The organism is Burkholderia sp. B21-005, from assembly GCF_020843965.1.
Classification (GTDB): domain Bacteria; phylum Pseudomonadota; class Gammaproteobacteria; order Burkholderiales; family Burkholderiaceae; genus Burkholderia; species Burkholderia ambifaria.
The window spans coordinates 190,318-209,797 of record NZ_CP086302.1 but is presented as its reverse complement, the minus strand read 5'-3'; the positions used below and the strand labels follow the sequence as shown (position 1 = coordinate 209,797).

Below are 19,480 nucleotides of genomic sequence, written 5' to 3'. Positions count from 1 at the left end.
GTATGAAGGCCCTGATCGCCACGTGGCCGCGACGCGTCGCCATCGCCGTTTTGACATGGCTCATCACCACCGTGCTCATGGCATCGCTGATGGCGCACGTCGAACAACCCGACCCGGCACATTTGGAAATAGGAGATTGGATGAAACGATTTTTTGTCGTACCTGGCTTGGCCGCGCTGACGGTGTTTCTGTTCACCACGGTCATCATGCGTCCAGCACAAGCCGCCCCTGTTCGAGAGCCTGCGGGGATTGCAGCGCCAGCGGTCGAGGAGTCTGCTAAGCCGTTCGTCGCGCAGGTTGTCGGCCTGATGTGGTTGAATCCGTTGCAACGCATGGACTATCCAACCGAATGGCAATTGTTGTGGACGCAGGGACTTTCCACACCGAACAAGAATGACGACATGGTGCGCACCAAACCTGAAAAATTTTCGTCGCTTCGATCAATCGGTGCGTTGGTGTACGGCAATCGTGGCACGGAAACATTCAAGGGTTTCTACCACAAGTACGTAAGCAAGTTTCTCGTGTTGATGCGTTCGCGCTACTTCGCGAACGCGAGCTATTTCTACACCGTGAAATCCGAGAATCCCAAAGATTGGCGCGAGCTTGCCGGAATACATATCGAGCTCGCACTGCCTCCAAGGCTTGATCCGATCGACGCGAAGACGTACTTTATCAATGAGTTTCTCCAATGCTTCGAAATCGGTCCGCCATCACCCAAGACCCTTTGGAGCCGCGACACGCCTCCCGATATTCAGATCACCCAAGGCAACGCGAACGCCGGCTTTACATCGCTGAACAACGCGCTGGACTACTTGCAGGCAAACCCCGACAAAACCGTATGGGCAATGAACTGGGACGCGCCGAACTTCCCGCCCACGGATGCGCAGATCAACGAAAACCTTGTCGTGCTGTTCCTCGCCGGCCCGAACTTCAATACCGAGCGCGAACCGCTCGCGTGGATCGGCAAGGCCGCGACCGGCGACACGAAAGCATTCGCGCCGAAGGTCGGCACGACGCGCGCCGTACAGGCGTGGAAGGCAACCATCGCCGAAGCGGCCCGCAATGCCGGCGTCGCTGTCACTGACCTGAATTACATCGTTCACGATGCAGGCCACGGCAGCGATGCTGCGTCGTCACGCGTCGCCGCTCTCGCGCAAACCCTGACCGAAACCCTGCCGGAATACGACCACAAGAAGCAGACATTCAACACCGCTGCCCTGCTCGGCGACATGGGAACGGGCAGTGCATTGACCGATGTCGCGCTCGCGATCGGCCGGATCAACCACTTCGGCGGCAATGCATTGGTCGCCGGCACGACCGACGCTGAGCACCCCGTCGCCGTCGTCGTCAGGCCGCCATCGAAGCTCACGCCGATCGATCCAACCAAGGACTGGTTCCGCGCGCGCGGCGGAAACAACGCCTACCTGCCGTGGTGGGGACGCCGACACGATGTCGATTACGGCATGCAAGGCTATTCGTGGTGATGCAGACCGGCGCTGCGGCACAGTGCGAGCAACACGCGACCACCACACGAATCATTCGGAGGACGAGTCATATGCGCGGAATTATCCGGGTAGGCGACATGCATACCCATGGCGGCCGGGTCGAATCCGGCGCCGGAATCAGCAAGGTCATGGGGCGCGCGGTCGCGCGCTTCGGCGACGCCTGCTCGTGTCCGATCCACGGCGCCTGCACGATTGCAGCAGGCGACCCTGCCTTCAACGTTGAAGGCCAAGCCGCCGCGTTCGACGGCCACGAAACGACCTGCGGCGCGAAACTGATTTCCTCACTTCCGAATTCGGGGCGAATTTGAATGCAGAAGACACGACGCATGACTGCCGAACAGTTCCGGCTGTTGCGGCTTCAAGATACCCGAATCAAGCCGGTGAACCAGTGGGCGCTGCACGAGATTTTCGTGAAGGGCCGCCCACAGCGTGAACTTGCCGCGAAGCTGGGCATGAATCGCTCGGCAATGTCTCAACTCGTTCGCAAGGCGTGGCAGCGGTATCTGGACCTGCCGGGTAACGTCACACGCCTCACCACGGTCACGATCACGATCCCGGCGAAATACGAGCGCGCGCTGCACGCATGGGTGCAGGACGCGCATCGTTTATCGAACCGGCCCGATCAAAACGAGTCGGCCTGACCGACTCGCGCGCCGACGCGCTAACGGCATTCGGTTGGTCGCAGGCCGGCCCACGCGCCACCACCGTGCGCCGCGCCATGCGGGCATCCGTATGACCAATCCCCGATGCTCCGCTACGCCAAGAAAGAAAATTCATCCCCCAATATCGGATTCAGATAGATCCATATTCCATATCAAGCTGAATTCTCAGCCCCTTTTGGATCCTTTTTCCCCACCCGACCTCGTATCATTTCTCCCATTCCGAAGAGAAGAGCAAGAGAAGGACATGAGCGATACCACCCCGCTGCACTACCTCGACTACGCAGCCACCACCCCGGCGGATCCCCGCGTGATCGAAGCGATGACGGCGTGCCTCGGTGCCGACGGCATCTTCGGCAATCCCGCGTCGAGCTCCCACGCCGCCGGCCGGCTGGCGAAGGAAAAGGTCGAGCACGCACGCGCGCAGGTTGCCGCGCTGATCGGCGCGCACGCCGACGAGATCATCTGGACATCGGGCGCCACCGAATCGAACAACCTCGCGCTGAAGGGCTACGCGGAGGCCGCGACCGACAAGCGCCACCTGATCACGAGCCGCATCGAACACAAGGCCATCCTCGACACGATGGCGAACCTGTCGAAGCGCGGGATGACGGCCGCTTACCTGAGCCCCACCGCCGACGGCGAAATCACCGTCGACGCCGTGGCCGCGGCGATTCGCCCCGATACGGGCCTCGTGTCGCTGATGCTCGTCAACAACGAGCTCGGCACGCTGACGGACATCGGCGCGATCTCGCGCATCGTGCATGCGGCGGGCGCGCTGCTGCACGTCGACGCCGCGCAGGCGCTCGGCAAGACGCCGATCGACGTGCGCGCGCTCGGCATCGACCTGCTGTCGATGTCCGCGCACAAGGTGTATGGCCCCAAGGGCATCGGCGCGCTGTTCGTCCGCCGTGACATCGCCGATCGCATCGCGCCGCAGATTCACGGCGGCGGACACGAGCGCGGCCTGCGCTCGGGCACGCTCGCGACGCATCAGATCGTCGGGATGGGCACCGCCTGCGAGCTGGCCGCCGACAAACTCGAGCGCGAAGCCGAGCGGATCGCGGCACTCAGCGCGCGCCTGAAGGACGCGCTGCTCGCACTCGGCGACATCACGCACAACGCGGCCGCGGCGCGCCGCATCCCGCACACGTTGAGCCTCACGGTGAACGCGCCGGGCTTCTTCCCGTTCATGCTCGGCGATTCGCTCGCCGTGTCGTCGACCTCCGCATGCAACTCGACCAGCGGCGCGCCGTCCCACGTGCTGACCGCGATCGGTCTCGATGCGGAAACCGCCGGCCGCACGGTGCGCATCAGCTTCGGCCGCTTCACGACCGAGCAGGACGTCGATTTCGCGGTCGCGTGTTTCGCGCGCGCGATCGAGCAATGCCGGGCCGCGGCCGCCACCGGGTTCACCGCGTCGCGACAGATCACGCCGGCGGACCTGAAGGCGATCCGCAATGCAGGCTTTCGCGCGGTGATCTGCAACCGGCCGGACGGCGAAGGCGCCGATCAGCCGGCCTTCGACGAGATCGCGGCCGCCGCGCGCGAACTCGGCCTCGACGCGCGCTATCTGCCGGTCGAACGCGACCGGATCGGCGAGGCGGAAGTCGACGCGTTCGGCGCGCTGGTCGATGCGCTGCCGAAGCCCGTGCTCGCGTATTGCCGCAGCGGGAGCCGCTCCGGGATGCTGTGGAACCAACTGACGGCGCGGCGGACGGCAACGGCCTGAGCGCAACGCCGTTTCCGGGCCGGGAAGCGCGGTTCGCGTCGGGCGACGCGCAAGCTCTCCGCCGCTACTTCGCATACTCCAGTTGCAGCGCCACCCAGTCTGACGTCGCGTCGCCGTAGCGCGCCGCGACGTCTCCGAGCACACCGGGCAGCACCGCGTCGCAACGGCACGCGTGGTCAATCCGAACCGGCTGCCGTCGTGCACATCGCTCCATCCATCCGCGCCGATGTTGCGCGCCGACGTTGCGCGACGCGCCGCCGCCGGCCCCACCTGCGCATTCACCCATGCAAGCGACGCGCGAATCGACCCGGCCACGCCGGTCGTCGTCATCGCATTGCCCTCCATCACGTAACGGCGATCGGCGACCCACGCCGTACCGGCAAAACCGCCCGCTCGATGCCCCCGAAAGGTGCATCCACCCGGAGTTTCCGGTGCATTGCCGAAATCCGATAGCGCCGCGAGATTTGGCTTCATACCGTTCCCGCATCGGACCGGAACGCGACGTGTCATTCACCCATGACGTCGCGTGCCGCCGACGAATTCCCAGGGGCGGGCCGCAATGCCGGGCCCGGGCAGCGATGACGGTCCTGCCATGCAGGACATTCGTGACGGAGCGAACATGGACGCGAAAATCCAGCCTGACGCAGGCACCGACAGTGACGTAAGCCTTCTCCACAAGATGGGATATGCGCAGGAGCTGTCGAGACGCATGAGCGGTTTCTCGAACTTCGCCGTGTCGTTTTCGGTGATCTGCATTCTGTCGGGCGGCATCACGGCATTTCAGCTCGCGTTTTCCGCCGCCGGCGGCGCATCGATCGGCCTCGGCTGGCCGCTCGGCTCGCTGTTCGCGCTGATCGTCGCGGTGTCGATGTCACAGATCGCGTCGGCGTTTCCCACCGCCGGCGGCCTCTATCACTGGGGCGCCATCCTCGGCGGGAAGCAATGGGGGTGGATGACGGCGTGGCTGAACCTGATCGGCCTGATCTTCGTGATCGCCGCGATCAATTTCGGCACCTACGATCCGTTCTTCAAGACGCTGATCGCCCCGATGTTCGGCGTCAGTTCGGACAGCCTGACGTGGTGGCACCAGACCGCGTTCATCGCATTCATCACGCTGTCGCAGGCGATCCTGAACGCCCGCGGCATCAAGATCGCGAGCAAGATCACCGACCTCTCCGGCTACCTGATCTTCGTCGTGACGATCGCGCTGGTCGTGTCGCTGCTGGTCTACTCGCCGGTCGCGTTCGACCTGCATCGGCTCGTCACCTTCACCAACTTCACGGGCGTCGACGGCGGCGCATGGCCGAAACAGACCCTGCCGCTCGCGTTCCTGTCCGGCCTGCTGCTGGTGACCTACACGATCACGGGCTTCGACGCGTCCGCCCACACGTCGGAAGAGACGCACGACGCGGCGAAGAACGTGCCGCGCGGCATCATCGGCTCGGTGTTCTGGTCCGCGGTGTTCGGCTACGTGATGGTGTGCACGTTCGTGCTGGTCATGCCGGACCTGACGGCCGCGATGAAACAGGGCACCGGCTTCTTCGAAGCGATCCTCGCGCCGATCCCGAAGACCTTGCGCGTGTGCCTCGAACTCGCGATGTTCTTCATCAACTACGTGTGCGGGCTCGCCGCGATCATGTCGACGTCGCGCATGGTGTATGCGTTTGCGCGCGACGGCGGGCTGCCGGCGTCGAAGCTGCTGCGCAGCGTGAATCACAACCATCGGACGCCCGGCCCCGCGATCTGGACGTGCGCGGTGCTCGCGATCGTCGTCACGCTGTACGGCGACGCGTTCTCGGTGTTGAGCGCGGGCAGCGCCGTGTTCCTGTTCATCTCGTATGCGATGCCGATCGGCTCCGGGATGCTCGCCGAAGGGCGCACGTGGACCGAAAAAGGCCCGTTCCAGCTCGGCATCTGGTCGAAGCCGTGCGCGTTGCTCGGGCTGGTGGGCGCCTGCGTGCTCGCTTACGTCGGCATCCAGCCGCCGAACGAGAAGGTGCTCTACGTGCTGGTTGCGTTCGTGGTCGTGCTGATGGTGATCTGGTACGGCTTCGGGGTGCGCAAGTCGTTCGCGGGGCCGCCGGTGCTCAAGGACACGCGCAACGACGCGCGCATTCGCGAACTCGAGGCGAACGTCGATGCGTCGGTGTGAAGCGATAGCGGCTCGCACCTAGGCTCACAACGCAAAAATCCGGCTCGCACATACACGGCGAGCCGGATTTTTTTACATCGCTTCGGACCGGACGAAGTTCAACCGCCTGAGCAGTTGAACGCCCGACCGAGTGCCCGATTGCAGCGCGTTAGCCGTAGACCGGGAAACGCTGCGTCAACTCCGCGACGAGCCCGCGCACGCGCTCGATCGTCGCCGCATCTTCCGGGTGCTCGAGCACGTCGGCGATCAGGTTGCCGACCTGCTCGGCTTCCGCCGGGCCGAAGCCGCGCGTCGTCATCGCCGGCGAACCCAGACGGATGCCGCTCGTCACGAACGGCTTTTCCGGATCGTTCGGGATCGCGTTCTTGTTCACCGTGATGTGCGCGGCACCGAGCGCTGCTTCCGCTGCCTTGCCCGTGATGTTCTTCGCGCGCAGGTCCACCAGCATCACGTGGCTTTCGGTGCGGCCCGACACGATCCGCAGGCCGCGCTTGACCAGCGTTTCAGCCAGCACGCGCGCGTTCTCGACCACCTTTTCCTGGTATGCCTTGAATTCCGGCGACAGCGCTTCCTTGAACGCCACGGCCTTCGCCGCGATCACGTGCATCAGCGGGCCACCCTGGATGCCCGGGAAGATCGCCGAGTTGATCGGCTTCTCGTATTCCGACTTCATCAGGATCACGCCACCGCGCGGGCCGCGCAGGCTCTTGTGCGTCGTCGTCGTCACGAAGTCGGCGTGCGGCACCGGGTTCGGATACACGCCCGCCGCGATCAGGCCCGCGTAGTGCGCCATATCGACCATCAGGTACGCACCGACCGACTTCGCGATCTTCGCCAGACGCTCGAAGTCGATCTTCAGCGCGAACGCCGAGGCGCCCGCGACGATCAGCTTCGGCTTGTGTTCCTGTGCGAGCTGCTCGGCGGCGTCGTAATCGATGTCTTCCTGCTCGTTCAGCCCGTAGCTCACCACGTTGAACCACTTGCCCGACATGTTCACCGGCGAGCCGTGCGTCAGGTGACCACCGTGCGCGAGGCTCATGCCCATGATCGTGTCGCCCGGCTTGAGCATCGCGAAGAACACGCCCTGGTTCGCCTGCGAACCCGAGTTCGGCTGCACGTTCGCGGCTTCCGCGCCGAACAGCTGCTTCACACGGTCGATCGCCAGCTGCTCGACCACGTCGACGTATTCACAGCCGCCGTAGTAGCGCTTGCCCGGATAACCTTCCGCGTACTTGTTCGTGAGCTGCGAGCCCTGGGCGGCCATCACGGCCGGGCTCGTATAGTTTTCCGACGCGATCAGCTCGATGTGATCTTCCTGGCGGCGGTTCTCGTCCTGAATGGCAGTCCAGAGTTCGGGATCGACGTTGGCGACGGTGCTGGTAGTGCGATTGAACATGATGATTGATCAGAAGAGAGTGATGGATTGATGCTGGTATGCCGGACTTGCCCGGATCCGCGAAGCCGAGCGCCGGAGCGGCGCTCGATGACGTCGACAACCATGCCGCCTCGCGATGCCGGCTGAACGGTGACTCGTCATTGCCATTCCAGCAGACGCCCGATCGTTCAGATAGAAGGATTGCGACATTCCGCTAGGACACATCGCGCGACGCCCGGCCAAAAAAATCGAAGGTCCGCATCGCTGCGGAACCTTCGACCGAACCTGCCGCTCCTGGAGAGGTCGTGCCTGCCTGTCGGCTTCTTGCGAATATGGGGGCCTAAACGGCGGAAAAACAGTTGTCGACGAACAGCTGGGTGCCGTTGACGAAGCTCGCTTCGTCGGACGCAAGGAACAGCGCGGCCGCGGCCACTTCCGACGGCTCGCACAGCCGGCCCTGCTGCACCGCGATGGCCGCCTCGGTCGCGTCCACGCCCATCGCCTGCAGATCCTTCAGCTCGCGCATTCCGTGTGGCGTGCGGATGAAGCCCGGCGCCAGCGCGTTGCAGCGGATGCCGCGGTCGCGGTATTCGACGGCGATCGCCCGCGCGAACATCTGGCAGGCGCCCTTGGTCGCGTCATACAGCACCTCGCCGGGCGTCGCGAAGACGGCCGAGATCGACGACGTACACACGATGCTGCCGCGCCCTTTTTCCAGCATCTGCGGCAGCACCGCCTTCGTCATCAGGAACATGCTCTTCACGTTCACGCCCATCAGCCAGTCCCATTCCGACTCCTCGATGTCGAGGAACGGTTTGACGATCAGCGTGCCCGCATGATTGAACAGGATGTCCGCGTTGCCGTACTGCGCGCGGGCTGCATCGACCGCCTGCTGCACGTCCGGCTGCTTCGACACGTCGGCTGGCAGGCCGATCGCCTGCAGGCCGGCATCGCGCAACCGCGACGCGAGTGTTTCGGCTGCGTCGCCGTCACGGTCGATGATCGCCACCTTCGCGCCCTGCGCGGCGAACAGCTCGGACGCAGCGGCGCCGCATCCGCCCGCGCCGCCGCTCACGATGGCGACCTTGCCGGCAAGGCGACCGTCAATCTTGGCATTCATGCGTCGTTCTCCAGTGTGATTCGTCAGGACCCCTCAGCTGAACAGGGTCCGAAGATGATCGTTGAGGAAACGGCCTTCCGGGTCCACGCTGCGGCGCAGTTCGCGGAACGCCTCGGCCTTCGGGAACCAGCGGTCCACGTCGTCGCGGTTCGTGAAGTGCAGCTTGCCCCAGTGCGGACGCGAGCCGTAGTCGCGCAGGATGTCGTCGACATCCTTCAGGAACGGCCAGTAGTCGACACCGTTCGGACCGCCCGAGCACGAGATGGTCACGCTGTCCTGGTGATTGAACGGGCTGATCCACGCCGGGTCGCCCTTCGTGAAGCGGTACTCGACCGGGAAGATGCAGTCCCGATGCTTCGTGAGGATCAGCTCGCGCACGCGGCGCAGCGCTTCCTTGCCGTGTTCGGCGGGCACCGCGTACTCGAGCTCGTGGAAGTTCGCGACGTAGTGGATCGCGTAGACCTCCGAGCTGTACGCGATCTTCTCGTGCTCGCCTTCGTGGTACGTGCGCGCGTCGGTGACGTCCATCACCTTGACTTCGCACACGTCGTAGTCCTTCTTCGCGTTCGACACCGCGGTGGTGTCGGGCAGGCAGTACAGGTGGCGGCTCTCGGGCGTCGGGCACCAGAAGAAGCCGAAATGCCGGTGCGTCGCCGCGAGCTCGTCGTACCGCTCCATCAGCGCCTCGAAGTCCTCGCGCCACACGCGGTCGTGCAGCCAGAACGCGTCGGTCACCTGCAGCGTCAGCTCCGAGACCACGCCGAACATGCCGATATTCACCTGCGTCGCGTGCAGCAGGTCGAGGTCCTGCTTGTCGCTCACTTCCATGATCGAGCCGTCGGGGCGGACGATGCGCATCCCGACCACCTGCGACGACAGGTTGCTCAGCGTCGTCCCCGTGCCGTGCGTGCCCGTCGCCAACGCACCGGCAATGGCCTGCGAATCGATGTCGCCCTGGTTGACGAGCGAGAAGCCGATTTGCTTCAGGTGCTGCGTCACCGCGTTGATCCGCGTGCCGGCCTTCACCGTCACGCGCTTTTGCTGCTCGTCGACCGCGACGATGCCGTGATAATCCTTCAGCGACAGCAGCAGGCCGCTCGTCGCGACGATGGGCGTGAACGAATGTCCCGATCCCGCGCAGCGGACGTTCTTGCCCCGGCTCGTCGCGGCATGCACCAGCTCGGCAATCTCCGCCTCGCTGGTGGGGGCCGCCATGTGCGCGGCGACGCACGACTGATTGCCGACCCAGTTCCGCCAGAATCCGCCACGTGGAAGCTCCATCAACGTCTCTCCAGAAGTGCGCCGGCCGTCCCGCGCCGGCCGCCGTGTTCGGCTCGGCCGGCACCAAAGCGGGAGATGCCCGGTGCCGGCGCGATGCGTCGTGTTCATGCCAACGATATTTCGCCGGCCGGCTTTGCACTATCGGATTTCGGCAAGCGAGGGTTTTCTCCGGGGTTTTTTGACCGGCGCGTGCAGCGACTACAATGAATCGATCCGCCCGCTCCCCTCCCGACTCCGATGACGCCGTCTGCCGATCCGAGCGATTACTCCGGCGCCCCGCCGCTCGCGCGGAGGGTGACGTTCTGCGCGTTCACCGACGTGGAAGAGCAGGCGCGGATCTTCGACGGCTGGCATCTCAACTACACGCAGATCTCGGGCGGCCTGTTTCATGGCTCGTCGTCCATCGTGTCGCTCGGCGGCATCCGGCTGCTGGTCGAAGACCTCGACAAGGTGATCCTGCAACAGGGCGCGGTGCCGTCGGACCGCGTCGCCGTGGCCGTGCCGCTGGAGCTCGAAGGCCATGCGCGCATGTGCGGCGAAAAGAGCGGGCGCGACAGCCTGCACGTGTTCTCGAGCCAGCCCGTGTTCGAGTTCTACTCTCCCGACCGGCACGTGCTCGTGAACGTCGAGATCGCGCCCGACAAGCTGTCGACGCAAGCGCTGCGCACGTTCGCCGCGTCGCTGCGGGCCCGCACCTTCGCACCGCTGATCCCGATGACGGCCCAGGTCGCGGATCGCCTGCGCCACTTGCTGCGCCATGCGATGGCCGCGGCCGCGAAGAGCACGCCGATCGACGACGTGACGACGCAGGGCCGGATCGAACTGCTCGAGCGGACCGTGCTGTATGCGATTTCCGAAGCGATGACGGTGCCCGCGCCGGACGCGGACACCTTCGCGACGCGTTCGACGAAGTACTGGTCGCTCGTCAACGCGGCGCAGGCGCGGCTGCAGGATGCGTCGACGTGCCCGCTGTCGATCGCCGAACTGTGCGTGCAGCTCGGCATCAGCCGGCGTACCGTGCAATACGCGTTCAATGACACGCTCAATCTGAATCCGATCGCCTACCTGCGCGCCGTCCGCCTCAATCACGTGCGCCGCGAGCTGCGGCTCGGCGGCCCCGTGACATCGGCCGCGACGAAGTGGGGCTTCTGGCACCTGAGCAGTTTCGCGCAGGACTACCGCGCGATGTTCGGCGAGTTGCCGTCGGCGACGGCGAGGCGCTACGCGCAGCGGGAAGCGTGAGCATCGATCGTGCGAGACGTGACGCGTAATGCGTGATGCGGCTTCGCGTACGCGTGCCGAACTGCCATGAAGAAGGCCGCGGCCGAACATGCGCCGCGGCAGGTTGAACGCAGGTCGCCGCCGCGGTGGGGAAGCCGGCACCGAACCGGCACCGGCCGCCCTCCCCGCACGACCTCGCTACACCGTCACTCCTGCTGTTCCTGCTGCGCCTGCACCTGCCGCTGCTGGATGAACTGCCGCACATCGCTCATCGTCACGCGACCGGTATGTTTCGCATCGATCTCGTCGAAGTGCTTCGCGACGAACCCGAGCCCGCTGCTCTGCGCCTGCGCTTTCGTCACCGCCGCGCCGTTGCCCAGCACCGTGTTGCCGCCGAGCCGGGCATCGACGCGCTTCTGCGCCTGCTGCTGCAGCGTCGCGCCGGTCGACGGCAATACCGGCGCCACGCGGGTCGACGGAAAGAACGGACCGTCGACGCCGTGGCCGCCGTGCGGCAGCTTCACCGGCGCCACCGCCTGCGGTGGCAGCGCATAGGCGGCGCTCATCACCGCACCGAGGACGATCAACGAACACATACGTCGCATCAAGTTGATTGGAGACATGATCACTCGCATTCAATGGATGAATAGAGGGTTCCTTTTCGCAAGGAGTCCGTCGTTTACGGTGCCGCTGCCAGCGAAGTCGACGCCGTCGCGCCCGGCGCGCTGCCGGTCGGCGTGCCGGCCGGATTCTCGTCCGGCCACGGCGGCGGCAGGGTCTTCAGCGTCAGCGCCGTCGGAATCCGCGCGCCCTTGTAGAAGGTCGCCAGGTCGCGCTTCATCTGCGGACGTGCCACGTCATCCAGATACGTCATGTGCCCGCCCTGGAAGAAGTTCACCTGCAGCTTCGGATTCAGGCCCTTCACCGTCTGCAGACGGGCGAGCTGCTTCTCCGTGTTGAAGAACGGCGTGGCCAGATCGTGGAGGCCGTTCTCGGCGAGCACATGGAGCTTCGGATTGAGCTGCAGCGCGCCGAGCAGATCGGGGATCGTGTCGGGCATCGGCTGGCCGTCGTGCGAGAAGTCCCACACCTGGATGATGTTGTCGTTCAACGGCAGGTAGGTCGCGTTCGGCGCGGTGTAGCCGAGGTAGTCGGGCATCTGCGTCGCGAGCGCGTTCGTGAACGGCTGCGAGATCAGGATGTCCGACGGGTCGCCGTCCGCCTGCAGCCGCGGATCGCTGTTCGGCAACGACACGCGTCCGTCGTAGCGGCCGATCGTCGTGCCGGGCACCAGGTTCGTGCCGTACGGGTTCGCGTTGAAGTAGTCGCGCAGCGCCTGTTGCGTCAAGCTCGACGGGATCGACCACAGCTTCAGCGTCGCATCGCTCGGGAACACCGGCGTGCCGAGCGCATCCGGAATGCCGAGCTGGCTCAGCACCCACGACTGCGAGTACTTCTGCAGCTGGTTGTAGATCAGCGTCGTGAACAGTTCGGTCTGCAGTGCATACAGGAATGGGTTGACCGGCGCCGGCGACACCTGGTTGAAGTACGCCGCGACCGCCGCATAGCCGGGCAGATAGCCGGCCACGGTATCGGTGTCGAGCAGCAGCCCTTCGGTCGACTGCGTGATCGCCACCGCCTCTACCGCATCCGCGAAGTAGTTCAGGATCGCCGACTGCAGCACGATACCCGTCAGGTGCACGCCGGCCGATTCGAGCGCCAGCGCGAGCATGTCGGTGCGCGGCGTGCCGTACGATTCGCCGTACAGGTAGATCGGCGACGTGCCGCGGCCGTTCACGTTCAGGTAGCGCTGGATGAAGTCGCGCATGATGTTGACGTCCGCGTCGGAACCCCAGTACTTCTGGTTGGTGTTCGGCAGCACGGCTTCCGACAGCCCGGTTCCCGGCGGGTCGATGAACACGAGGTCGGTGGTGTCGATCAGGCTTTCCGCGTTGTCGACGAGCGGATAGTTCGGCCAGTTGCTGCCGAACAGCGGATCGGGCGTCGCGACGCGCGTCGGCGCGAACGAGCCAAGCCGCAGCCAGATCGACGACGAGCCGGGGCCGCCGTTATAGACGAACGTGACGGGACGCGGCTTGCCGTTCGTGCTCGGCGCGGTGTACGCCACATACGACATCGACGCCTCAGCATTGCCGTTCGCGTCCTGCGCGGTCAGGTGGCCGGTGGTCGTCGTGTAGTTGACCGTCGTGCCGCCGGATTTCCACTGGTAATGCATCACCGCGGCCTTCTCCGACACCTGCGCGGCCGCGAGGCCGTCGGTCGCGTTCATCGAATAGGCAACGGGGTCGACGTAAGGCTGGTTCGCCGCGGGTGTCTGATTGCCGGCCGCCTGTTGCGCGCCGGCCTGCTGGCTGGCGGTGGCCTGCGCCAGGCTCGACGCGCCGACCGACGACGAATCGTCGCCGCCGCAGCCCGCGAGCACCATGGTCAAGACGGTCAATGCGCCTAGCCCGGCCAGCCGGCCGCGGCGTTCGCGGCGGCTGCCGGTACTGCTCCTGTCTGGTTGCATGCCTCTGTCCTTGTGGGTCGAATATCGCTTCACACACAGGCCGCCATCGCCGGCGAAAAACGCGCAGGCATACCCGCCACTCGCGTTGCACGATCGGCAGACGGCGGTTGGGGATTGGACTTCTTCGAGAGACTGAACTTGATACAGACACAGCAAACTGCTGGCGGAGAATGATGCGGGAACGCCGCCCCCTTGCAGTTTTGACGACTTTTGTATTACCTAAATTTACGACACCACAAAAATAGGCGGTGTTGCGCCGCGTTGTCAAAGATCATTCCGATATTAAAAAATCTCCGATGATGCGAACGGAGATCAGTGTCTGAAATTTGAAAGAAAACATGATTGTTCGCATCCGGCACGCCATCCGAGTCGTTTATCCTGGAATGCCGCGGCTTTGTCGCATGTCGCATAACCCTTTGCGGGCATTGGCCGTGCGCATGGAATGCCTTCAAATCGACAGGGTTATTCTTTCATTTTAATTACCCGAAGCCGATTGACGCGAATTGCTGAGTAAAACCCGGCTCCATCCACGAAATACCGATTTCTAGTATTTTCAGGATACGCAGCGGAATTATTTACCCGATATCGGAATAAAGCCGCACAGTTGCGTAATACGCGGGTTATTCACAAAGAAGAAGCGATCATTCGCCCCGCGCATTGCGGATTGCATTGCGGCAATCACGAATCGGGCACGTGATGCGTGGGAACGGAGCGGCCGCGCGAGCGAGCGGCAACGCCCCCGCTCACGCGACGACGTGCGGCAGCGCCGCACGCCGTTCTTCGAACGTTCGAGCAGCGATCAGCGCCCGCCGCCCGGCAGCGCGATATCGATCAGCACCGGATCGTGATCCGACGAGCGATACGCATCCGGCGCGTAGTACGTCTTCTGCTGCTCGGCCGACTTGTACGCGAGCGTGTACTGCAGCGCGAGCGGCTCATCCGCGTTGATGTGCCATTCGTGCACGGCCTTCACGTGCGACGCGAGCGGCAGCGACGCGAGCGCGTGATCGAGGTAGCCGGCTTCGCCGTTGTACACGTAGCTGTACGCATTGGCGCCGATCCAGCGCGATACGAGGTTGCGGTAGCCGCGCGATTCGAGCAGGCGGATCGGGTCTTCATACGTGTAGCTGTTGAAGTCGCCGATCAGCAGCGTGCCCTGCCCCGCGACGCCCGTCGGCGTGCCGGCGAGCCAGTCCGCCAGCTTCGCCGCCGCGCGCGTGCGCGTCGGGTTCCAGCAGCCCTGGCCGTCGCCCTGGTCGAGGTCGTCGTTCGCTGCGTCCGGGCAGTTCTTCGACTTCAGGTGGTTGACCGCGATCGTCAGCGCCTGCTTGTTGCCGCCGACGCGGCGGAACGACTGCGCGAGCGGCTGGCGGTTCTTGTCGTCGATCGCGAGCGTCGACGCGCGGCCGACCGGTTCGACCGTGCGGCTGTCATAGATCATCGCGACCGTGATCGCGTCGCCGCCGAGGCGCGACGTGCCCGGATCGACGACGCGCCAGTTGCTGCCGAGCTTCGCCGCGAGCTGGCGTACCGCGCTCAGTTCGCCGTAGCCGTTGTTCTGGATTTCCATCAGGCCGATCACGTCCGCGTCGAGCGCCTTCAACGCGCTGACGATCTTCGCTTCCTGACGCTGGAATTCCTGATAGTTCTTCGCGCCGCGGTTGTTCGGATCGTCGAAGCCGCCGCCCATGCCGTTGCCGTTGAAGTAGTTGAGGACGTTGAACGACGCGACGCGCAGGTTCGATTTCGGATCGCGTGCCGGTGCGTTGGTGCGCGGGTTCGAGCGCGTGTCGAACGTCGGCGCGGCCGCGCCGGGCAGCGGCTGCACACGCCATGCGCCGTAGCGCACCTCGAGCACGCCTTCGACGTTGCGCACGGTGTAGCCCGAGCGCAGCGTGTTCGCGGCCGACAGCTCCGGCGCCGGATACGGCACGCTCGCCGGGTTCTGCTTGTTCGAGCCGTCGTCGAGGATCAGCCGGTTGCGTGCGTTCGCATCGATCTGCGTCTGCGCCTGCGACGGCGGCACCACGCTCGTCGGCGTGCGCAGTCGGCCGTTGCTCAGCATCGTGCTGCCATAGCGGCCGAGCTCGTAGTTGTCGGTGACGGTGAGCGTCTGCGGCAGGCGCACCAGCATCCCTTCATACGCGGCGAACGCGCTCGGGCTGTCGACCGGCAGCGTGAGCGTCGCCGGCGTGACCGTCTGGCCGTTCGCGCACACCGCGATCGCGCCCGACAGCGTGAGCTGCGTCTGCCCGTATTTCTCCTCGACCTTGCCCGTCACGTGCACGAGATCGCCCGCCTTCGCGCGCACTTTCGGCGCATAGACGAACAGCCCTTCGGACACGCCCGGCTGGTTGCGGCGCTGCGGGTCCGCCTGCTGGACGAAGAAGCCGCCGAAGCCGTCCGTGCCGCCGAAATCGGCCGTGACGACCGCTTCGATCGACGCGTTCTGGCCGGCGAGCGGCGACGGCGCGCCCGGCCCCTGGATGTCGGCGATCGGCGTCGTGCTGCCGCCGCAGTTCGGGCTGACGGGGGCGGCGGTCGCCGCGAAGACCGGTGCAGCAAGCGTGGGCAGCAGCAATAGCGGGGCAAACAGGCGGATTGTCGAGCGCATGACGGGGAATCCCGGTTGTGAGGGTGGCGAAAGCTTAGCGGCGCTCGGTGACAGTTTTTAGTAACCAGAAGACAGGCATATGTAATTCCCGGTATCGCTGCACGATTGCGCTCGGCCGCGCGCTCACGCTCGAAAGAAGCGGGAAATCGTCTGATAAAAGCCGGCTCCGTTCCGACGATTTCCCGCTGCCGGCTTCTCCAGTCAGCCAGCCGCGACGCTAGACCGTCCCCGGCAACGCGCTCGACACGAGCACGGCCGCCACCATCAGCACGCCGGCGAGCACGACCGCCTCGATCCGCAGCACCGCACCGAACCCGCGCAACGCGATGACCGGCATCGCAGCCGCCGGATCCTTCAGCGCGGCCAGCAGCTTCGGCATCCCGAAGAACCGGTTGTGTCCGCCGAGCGCCGCCGCGATCAGCACGAGCGCGAGCTTGAGCAGCAGGATCTGCCCGTACGTCGATGCGAGCAGGTTGTCCGGCGTATCGACGCCGCGCCATCCGTTGTATGCCCCGGTCGCGAACAGCACGGCCAGGGCAACCGTCGACGCATCGGAGAGCGACTGCACGAACGACGCGCCGGTCGTGCGCTCGCTCGCGGGCATCCCGACGAATCGCGGCATCACGCCGAACGCCGTCACGAGCACGAGCCCGACCCACGCGCTGATCGCCAGCAGATGCAGCCAGTCGACCCACACCGGCACGCTGAACAGCCCCGCGTCGACCGGATGGCCGCCATTGCTGCGTGCCAGCGCGGCGCATGCGAGCGCGGCCCACATCGCGAACGGAAAGCGCGTATCGGTCACGCGCCGCACGAACGACAGGATCACGACCGCAAGCATGAACACGGCGCCGGCCAGCCACGCATGACCGAACCCCGTGCCGGCGAGCATCGCGCACACGGCCGGCCCCGCGTCGAGCAGCGGCACTTCGCTCATCAACGCGCAGTGCGCCCAGAACGCCGTGATGCTCGCGAGCAGCGACACGACGGACGCACCGCGCAGCGTCGCGAGGAGCCGCCGCGCGATGCCGTGCTGCCACGCCGACGCGCCCCGCGCGAGCCAGCGGCTGCCGAGCAGCGTGCCGACGACGACGGCAAAGCCGGCGTTCTGGATCGCCACGGCCGCCAGCCGCAGCATGCCGACGAAGCCTTCGTTCACCCTTTCACCTTGAACGTATAGGTGCCTTTGGTGCGATGCGCGTCGGCCGTCATCACCGCCCATTGCACCGTGTACGCACCCGGCGCGAGCTTCGGCATCGCGACGGTCATCACGCGCGGCGTCGCCGGATCGACCTTCGCGCTATCGTGCGCGACGGGCTTGCCGTTCGCGTCCGACACCTTCACCGAACTGAATGTGGGTTCGAGGTCTTCGTTGAACGCGAGCCGCAATGTGTCGGGTGCGGTGTCGACCGTGCTGCCGGTCGCGGGCGTCGCGCTCTCCAGTTTGCCGTGCGCCCAGGCCGCAACCGGCGCGGCGGCGATCAGCGCGCCGGCCGCGACGAAGCGGACGCCGCGGACGAACCGCGTGAGCATCGTGATCTTCGTGTGCATGTTCCGCCCCGGCTTCACGGCTTGCGCAGTTCGACGACGGTCAACGCGCCGTCCACGTCCTCGGCGACGAAATCGATCTTGTCGCCGGTCTTGACCTGCGTGAGCATCGCCGGGTCCTTGACCTTGAACACCATCGTCATCGCGTCCATCCCGAGGTTCTCGAGCGGGCCGTGCTTGATCGTCAGCTTGCCCGCGGCCGCGTCGACCTTGCGGATCTCGCCGTGCGACATCTCGCGCGCCGCGTCGGCACCCTGCTTCGCGTTGCCGCCCATCTCCATGCCGGCCATGTCGCCGGCCGCGTACGACGCCGTGGAAAACACCAGCACGCAACCCGTTGCAATCGAAACCAGTCCCTTCTTCATCATGCCTGCTCCATCCAGAGTGAGTGAAATGAAACCGGCGGCCGCACCGCGCGGCCACCGCTTGCCACTGTTGACCGCCGCTCAGCCGTCCGGCAATTCGCCGGTGTATTCGTAGGCGACAGTGCCCTTCGGATGCCGGAACCAGCCCGGATCGCGATAGTCGTTGCGGCCGAGCCCCTGCCGGACCTTCAGCACCGTGAACATGCCGCCCATCTCCAGCGGCCCGAACGGGCCGGTGCCCGTCATCATCGGCAGGGTGTTGTCGGGCAGCGGCATTTCCATGCCGCCCATCGCGCCGCCGGTGCTGCCCATCGCCATGTAGTCGGGCACGAGCTTGCCGATGCGCTGCGCGAGATCCTTCTGCGGCACGCCGATCAGGTTCGGCACCTGGTGGCCCATCGCATTCATCGTGTGATGCGACTTGTGGCAATGGAACGCCCAGTCGCCGGGGCGATCGGCGGTGAACTCGATCGCGCGCATCTGGCCGACCGCGACGTCGGCCGTCACCTCAGGCCAGCGCGCCGCCGGCGGAATCCAGCCGCCGTCCGTGCCGGCGACCTCGAAGCTGTAGCCGTGCAGGTGGATCGGATGGTTCGTCATCGTCAGGTTGCCGAAACGAATCCGCACGCGGTCGCCCGCCCGCACCGGCAGCGGGTCGATGCCCGGGAACACGCGCGAATTGAACGTCCACATGTTGAAGTCGGTCATCTCGTTCACGCGCGGCGTGTAGCTGCCCGGGTCGATGTCGTACGCGGCGAGCAGGAACACGAAGTCGCGATCGACCGGCATCGTCGCGCGGTCCTTCGGGTGCACGATGAACATGCCCATCATCCCCATCGCCATCTGCACCATCTCGTCGGCGTGCGGGTGATACATGAACGTGCCGTGCGCCTCCAGCTGGAACTCGTAGACGAAGGTCTTGCCCGGCGGGATGTGCGGCTGCGTGAGGCCGCCGACGCCGTCCATCCCGTTGGGCAGCCGCAGCCCGTGCCAGTGGATCGTCGTGTGCTCGGGCAGGCGGTTGGTCACGAAGATGCGGACCTTGTCGCCCTCGACGGCCTCGATCGTCGGGCCCGGCGACTGGCCGTTGTAGCCCCACAGGTTCGCGTTCATCCCGGGCGCCATCTCGCGCACGACCGGCTCGGCCGTCAGGTGGAATTCCTTCCAGCCGTTCTTCATCCGCCACGGCAGCGTCCAGCCGTTCAGCGTCGCGACGGGTGTGTACGGACGGCCGTTGGGCGGCACGAGCGGCGGCTGCGTGCCGGCCTTCGCCATCGTGGGCGCTTCGGGCAGCGACGCAGCGCCGGCCTTGCTGACCATCGCCGCACCGAGCAGCGCGGCGCCCGAGCCGCTGAGAAATTGTCGACGGGACACCATG

The 19,480-nt window shown here is 65.5% G+C and carries 16 protein-coding genes and 1 pseudogene; 6 read left to right on the top strand and 11 right to left on the bottom strand.

Annotation, left to right across the window (positions count from 1 at the left end):
• Positions 1 to 2: 2 nt before the first annotated feature.
• The 4 genes from LMA02_RS17355 (at position 3) to LMA02_RS17340 (ending at position 3,896) form a co-directional block, all read left to right on the top strand.
• Positions 3 to 1,484, top strand: coding sequence for a virulence factor (locus tag LMA02_RS17355; protein WP_228908890.1), 1,482 nt, complete (start codon positions 3 to 5; stop codon positions 1,482 to 1,484).
• Positions 1,485 to 1,555: 71 nt separating this feature from the next.
• On the top strand, positions 1,556 to 1,813 hold the full coding sequence (locus LMA02_RS17350) for a PAAR domain-containing protein (RefSeq protein ID WP_006761954.1): 258 nt from the start codon (positions 1,556 to 1,558) through the stop codon (positions 1,811 to 1,813).
• A gap of 18 nt (positions 1,814 to 1,831) precedes the next feature.
• Positions 1,832 to 2,146, top strand: coding sequence for a TrfB-related DNA-binding protein (locus LMA02_RS17345; protein WP_228891702.1), 315 nt, complete (start codon positions 1,832 to 1,834; stop codon positions 2,144 to 2,146).
• Between the two features lie 265 nt (positions 2,147 to 2,411).
• The gene (locus LMA02_RS17340; RefSeq protein WP_228908889.1) at positions 2,412 to 3,896 is read left to right on the top strand and encodes an aminotransferase class V-fold PLP-dependent enzyme; all 1,485 of its coding nucleotides are present in this window, start codon (positions 2,412 to 2,414) and stop codon (positions 3,894 to 3,896) included.
• Between the two features lie 64 nt (positions 3,897 to 3,960).
• Here LMA02_RS17340 and LMA02_RS17335 read toward each other — a convergent pair.
• Positions 3,961 to 4,280, bottom strand: a pseudogene (locus LMA02_RS17335) (thiamine biosynthesis protein ThiJ); the annotation flags it as partial.
• Between the two features lie 235 nt (positions 4,281 to 4,515).
• Here LMA02_RS17335 and LMA02_RS17330 point away from each other — a divergent pair.
• Complete coding sequence (locus LMA02_RS17330) at positions 4,516 to 6,048, top strand: amino acid permease (RefSeq protein ID WP_228908888.1); 1,533 nt, start codon at positions 4,516 to 4,518, stop codon at positions 6,046 to 6,048.
• A 148-nt stretch (positions 6,049 to 6,196) separates the two neighbouring features.
• Here the strand turns inward: LMA02_RS17330 and glyA are convergent, their stop codons facing one another.
• From glyA to LMA02_RS17315, 3 genes are all read right to left on the bottom strand, one after another.
• Positions 6,197 to 7,444, bottom strand: a complete 1,248-nt coding sequence (gene glyA / locus LMA02_RS17325; RefSeq protein WP_228908887.1) for a serine hydroxymethyltransferase — start codon at positions 7,442 to 7,444, stop codon at positions 6,197 to 6,199.
• Positions 7,445 to 7,763: 319 nt separating this feature from the next.
• Positions 7,764 to 8,543 (bottom strand): SDR family NAD(P)-dependent oxidoreductase, encoded by a 780-nt coding sequence (locus LMA02_RS17320; protein ID WP_228908886.1) that lies wholly within the window; start codon positions 8,541 to 8,543, stop codon positions 7,764 to 7,766.
• 33 nt (positions 8,544 to 8,576) lie between these two features.
• Positions 8,577 to 9,824 (bottom strand): D-arabinono-1,4-lactone oxidase, encoded by a 1,248-nt coding sequence (locus tag LMA02_RS17315; protein WP_228908885.1) that lies wholly within the window; start codon positions 9,822 to 9,824, stop codon positions 8,577 to 8,579.
• A 237-nt stretch (positions 9,825 to 10,061) separates the two neighbouring features.
• Here LMA02_RS17315 and LMA02_RS17310 point away from each other — a divergent pair, with 237 nt between their 5' ends.
• Positions 10,062 to 11,066: a helix-turn-helix domain-containing protein gene (locus LMA02_RS17310; RefSeq protein WP_228908884.1), complete on the top strand. Its 1,005-nt coding sequence runs from the start codon at positions 10,062 to 10,064 to the stop codon at positions 11,064 to 11,066.
• A gap of 185 nt (positions 11,067 to 11,251) precedes the next feature.
• Here the strand turns inward: LMA02_RS17310 and LMA02_RS17305 are convergent, their stop codons facing one another.
• From LMA02_RS17305 to LMA02_RS17275, 7 genes are all read right to left on the bottom strand, one after another.
• On the bottom strand, positions 11,252 to 11,680 hold the full coding sequence (locus LMA02_RS17305; RefSeq protein ID WP_011660125.1) for a hypothetical protein: 429 nt from the start codon (positions 11,678 to 11,680) through the stop codon (positions 11,252 to 11,254).
• Between the two features lie 44 nt (positions 11,681 to 11,724).
• Complete coding sequence (locus LMA02_RS17300) at positions 11,725 to 13,575, bottom strand: S10 family serine carboxypeptidase-like protein (RefSeq protein WP_228908883.1); 1,851 nt, start codon at positions 13,573 to 13,575, stop codon at positions 11,725 to 11,727.
• Between the two features lie 799 nt (positions 13,576 to 14,374).
• The gene (locus tag LMA02_RS17295; RefSeq protein ID WP_228908882.1) at positions 14,375 to 16,189 is read right to left on the bottom strand and encodes an ExeM/NucH family extracellular endonuclease; all 1,815 of its coding nucleotides are present in this window, start codon (positions 16,187 to 16,189) and stop codon (positions 14,375 to 14,377) included.
• Positions 16,190 to 16,406: 217 nt separating this feature from the next.
• The gene (locus LMA02_RS17290) at positions 16,407 to 17,348 is read right to left on the bottom strand and encodes a CopD family protein (protein ID WP_228908881.1); all 942 of its coding nucleotides are present in this window, start codon (positions 17,346 to 17,348) and stop codon (positions 16,407 to 16,409) included.
• Positions 17,345 to 17,740 carry a copper homeostasis periplasmic binding protein CopC gene (gene copC, locus LMA02_RS17285; RefSeq protein WP_228908880.1) on the bottom strand — a complete coding sequence of 132 codons (396 nt, stop codon included), beginning with the start codon at positions 17,738 to 17,740 and terminating at the stop codon, positions 17,345 to 17,347. The genes LMA02_RS17290 and copC overlap by 4 nt, the downstream gene beginning before the upstream one ends.
• Positions 17,741 to 17,754: 14 nt before the next feature.
• On the bottom strand, positions 17,755 to 18,102 hold the full coding sequence (locus tag LMA02_RS17280; protein ID WP_228910043.1) for a copper-binding protein: 348 nt from the start codon (positions 18,100 to 18,102) through the stop codon (positions 17,755 to 17,757).
• Between the two features lie 81 nt (positions 18,103 to 18,183).
• Positions 18,184 to 19,479, bottom strand: coding sequence for a multicopper oxidase family protein (locus LMA02_RS17275; RefSeq protein ID WP_105833707.1), 1,296 nt, complete (start codon positions 19,477 to 19,479; stop codon positions 18,184 to 18,186).
• Position 19,480: the final 1 nt, after the last annotated feature.